Consider the following 2,984-nt stretch of genomic DNA (forward strand, 5'->3'; position numbering starts at 1 on the left):
CGCGGACGACGGCGTCGGCGGCGGCGCGCTCGTCCGGGGGTACCGCGGCCCGGACGACGAGCGCGGTGCCGGCGGCGTTGCGCGGGTCCCGCAGGGCGTGCCGCAGGGCCGCGTCGCCGATCGCCCCGGAGTAGGCGGTGAGGGTCGCCAGGACGGCCGTGGTGAGCAGGACCGTCAGCAGGGCGGCGGCCAGCAGGGGCCGGTGAGCCCGTGCGCGGGCGAGAACGAACCGTGCGAGCCCCCCGGCGCTCCCCACCCGTAACCCCCTGTGTCGTCATGACCCGGGGGGTGATGTTGTCAGAGGCAACCACGCGGATGTAAGCGCTCTCGGACGGGACTTGACCACTTCGTGACCGAAATCCGGAGTCCGGGGGCCGGAATGCGCACGTCCAGTGATCGGACCCGTCGGCAGGCGGGGAGCGACGGAGGCAGGCGGAGGCAGCCGGGCCCGGTAGCGGGTGGGCCGGGCACCGGCCCGGTCAGTCCGGCGAGTTGATCATGGAGGCGGCCGCGTACGTCAGGTAGTCCCACAGCGTGCGCTCGTGCTCCTCGGACAGGCCGAGCTCGTCGAGGGCGTCGCGCATGTGCTTGAGCCACGCGTCGTGCGCGGCCCGGTCGACCTTGAACGGGACGTGCCGCATCCGCAGCCGCGGGTGACCGCGGGTGTCGCTGTACGTCCGGGGCCCGCCCCAGTACTGCATGAGGAACAGCCGCAGCCGGTCCTCGGCGGGGCCGAGGTCCTCCTCGGGGTACATGGGCCGCAGCAACGGGTCCTCGGCCACCCCCTGGTAGAAACGGTGGACCAGCCGGCGGAAGGTCTCCTCCCCGCCGACCTGCTCGTAGAACGTCTGCTCCTGAAGCGTGCCGCGCCGAATCTCTGTCACGCCGTCCATGCTCTCAGACGCGGGGTCATAGGACTCCGGGCCTAGGACCCCCCTCGCCCCGCGCGCGGGCCGGGTGCACCGGGCCCCGAGAGCCGCACCCCGGTCTCCCCGCCCCCACGGCCTCCCGCCGGGCCGCCGCCGCGGGCGCCTGCTCGTACTGTGGAGGGATGGGCGCGCACGCGGGGCGGCAGGAGGCAGCCGGCGACCGGGCCGACGGGGACGGCGCCGCCGCCGCGGCGCGGGCGGAACTGGTGCGCGCGATCGACGCGAGCGGGGCCTTCGACACCGACCCGGTGTGGCGGGAGGTGTTCGCCGCCGTGCCGCGCCACCTGTTCGTGCCGTACTACTACATCGGCGTCGTCGGCGGTCACGAACGCCGCTGGGAGGGCAGCCCCGACCCCCGGGACCGGGCCCAGTGGCTGCGCGGGGCCTACGAGGACATGCCGCTGGCCACCCGGCTGCGCGACGGGGAACTGCTCTCCTCCAGCAGCCAGCCGTCGCTGATGGCCGTCATGCTGGCCGAACTGGGCGTGCGGGACGGCGACCGGGTGCTGGAGATCGGCACCGGCAGCGGCTACAACGCCGCCCTGCTCGCCCACCGGCTCGGCGACCACGGCCTGGTCACCACGATCGACCTCGACCCGGAGATCACCGAGTCGGCCCGGCGGCACCTGGAGGCCGCCGGATACCGTCCGGCCGTCGTCACCGGAGACGGGGCGCGCGGGGTGCCGGCCCGAGGCCCCTTCGACCGGATCATCGCCACCTGCGCGCTGCCCGGGGTGCCGCCCGCCTGGCTCGGCCAGTGCCGGCCGGGCGCGCGCATCCTGGCGCCGTTCGCCACCGGGCTGATCGTCCTCACGGTGCGCGACGCCGGTCACGCCGAGGGGCGCTTCCTGCCGACGCCCGCCTTCTTCGTGCCGCTGCGCGGGGTGAGCCGGGCCCGGCCGGTGCTGCCCGACACCGGCGGGCTGCCCCGCCGGGCCACGCGGGACGAACTGTTCCGCTTCCTGCTGACGCTGACCGCCGGGGCCGTCGAGCCGCGGGACGCCTACGACCTGTGGGAGCGCGAGGGCGGGCCGGGGCGCGAGCGCTACGGCCTCACCGTCGGCCGCGACGGCGCGCGGGCCTGGCTGGACGACCCCGAGGGACCGCACGTGTGGCCGCTGCCCTCGTGAAGGCGGCCCGGGACCAGCGCGGGACGTGAGCACCGCCCGGGACCGTGAGGACGGCGCGGGACGTGAGGACGGCGCGGGACGTGAGGACGGCGCGGGACGTGAGGACGGCCCGGGGGCTCCCCGGGCCGTCGTCCGTCGGCGGGCGAGCGCGGTGGCTCAGGCCCGGCGGATGGTGATCGTCGTCCAGGCGCCCACGTGCACCCGGTCGCCGTCCTGGAGCGGGACGGGGACGAAGGGCTGGATCGGCTCCTCGCCGCCGTTGACCGTGGTGCCGTTGGTCGAGTTCTGGTCCACGACCGCCCAGCTGCCGTCCGGCTGCTGCACCAGCACCGCGTGCTGGTGCGAGACGCCCGGGTCCTCCGGGGGCGTCGACAGATCGATGTCGGGGGTGTCACCGGTGGAGTGCCGGCGGCGGCCGATGGTGATCTGGTTGCCGGTCAGCGTGCGCTGCTGCTCGGGCGAGTACGCGGGCAGGTTCAGTCCCGCGGCCTCGGGGCCGGAGCGGTGCATCATCGCCATGAAGTAGTCGCGGTCCGGACCGATGGTCGCGATCCACGTGGTCGGGCCCTGCGGCTGCTGCGGGTAGCCGGGTCCGGGCGGGGCCTGGGTGGCGCCGGGCTGCGGGTAGCCGTAACCACCGCGCCCGCCGGGACCGTTCGGGCCGCCGTGGCCGCCGGTGGGCGGCGGGATGACCCAGTCGTCGTCACCGCCGCCGAAGGACGGACCGCCCTGCTGCGGGGGCCGCCCGGTCTCCTGCGGGTAGGCGGGCGGGGCCGGAGGTCCGCCCTGGAACCCCTGCGGGGCGCCGGGACCACCGTGGCCACCGGGACCACCGTGGCCACCGGGGCCGCCATGACCGCCGGGGCCACCGTGACCGCCGGGGCCACCGTGCCCGCCGTGGTCACCGGGACCGCCGGGGCCGCCG

General features: G+C 76.2%; 4 protein-coding genes. 1 reads left to right on the forward strand and 3 read right to left on the reverse strand.

Annotation, left to right across the window (positions count from 1 at the left end):
• Nucleotides 1-256, reverse strand: a 256-nt coding sequence (locus G3I53_RS19080; protein WP_164438584.1) for a hypothetical protein, incomplete at its 3' end; no start/stop codon positions are given.
• A 223-nt stretch (nt 257-479) separates the two neighbouring features.
• On the reverse strand, nt 480-893 hold the full coding sequence (locus G3I53_RS19085) for a globin (RefSeq protein WP_164336278.1): 414 nt from the start codon (nt 891-893) through the stop codon (nt 480-482).
• A 158-nt stretch (nt 894-1,051) separates the two neighbouring features.
• On the opposite strand from G3I53_RS19085, the gene G3I53_RS19090 reads away from it, so the two are divergent.
• Nucleotides 1,052-2,059 (forward strand): methyltransferase domain-containing protein, encoded by a 1,008-nt coding sequence (locus G3I53_RS19090; protein ID WP_164438585.1) that lies wholly within the window; start codon nt 1,052-1,054, stop codon nt 2,057-2,059.
• Between the two features lie 156 nt (nt 2,060-2,215).
• Here G3I53_RS19090 and G3I53_RS19095 read toward each other — a convergent pair.
• The coding region (locus tag G3I53_RS19095) for an FHA domain-containing protein (protein ID WP_164438586.1) at nt 2,216-2,984 on the reverse strand (769 nt) is incomplete at its 5' end.

The sequence above is a fragment of the Streptomyces sp. SID14436 genome (genome assembly GCF_010548465.1).
In the GTDB taxonomy this organism is placed as follows: Bacteria; Actinomycetota; Actinomycetes; order Streptomycetales; family Streptomycetaceae; genus Streptomyces.

Excerpts from the sequence above, each read along its gene's own strand:
- G3I53_RS19085 (WP_164336278.1), bottom strand. The coding sequence starts at position 893 with ATGGACGGCGTGACAGAGATTCGGCGCGGCACGCTTCAGGAGCAGACG.
- G3I53_RS19090 (WP_164438585.1), top strand. The coding sequence starts at position 1,052 with ATGGGCGCGCACGCGGGGCGGCAGGAGGCAGCCGGCGACCGGGCCGAC.